At 58.1% G+C, this 248-nt stretch carries 1 protein-coding gene; it reads right to left on the reverse strand.

Annotated elements, in window-relative coordinates:
• The coding region (locus F1735_RS38680; protein ID WP_167241665.1) for a transposase at nt 1-248 on the reverse strand (248 nt) is incomplete at both ends.

The raw sequence follows: 248 nt of genomic DNA on the forward strand, positions 1-248 counted from the left end.
CCCGAACATCAAATGGCTCATGACTTTGGCATGTCCCTTGACCATGATGTTGCGGCCACCAAACTCGTCCTTGAGGCGTGCGTTGGTCCGTTCGGCCACAGTGCGCTCACGGTAGCGAACTTCATCGCCAGGCTCGAAGTGTTCCTTCTCGCCGCCACGCGGATTATGGTCGATCAGGGGGACGTGTCCCAGTTCGCGGCAGTGGTCGTGCAACTCTTTGCTGCAGTAGGCAGCATCCATCACATCGT

The organism is Massilia genomosp. 1 (assembly GCF_011682185.1).
GTDB classification, from domain to species: Bacteria; Pseudomonadota; Gammaproteobacteria; order Burkholderiales; family Burkholderiaceae_D; genus Telluria_A; species Telluria_A rubra.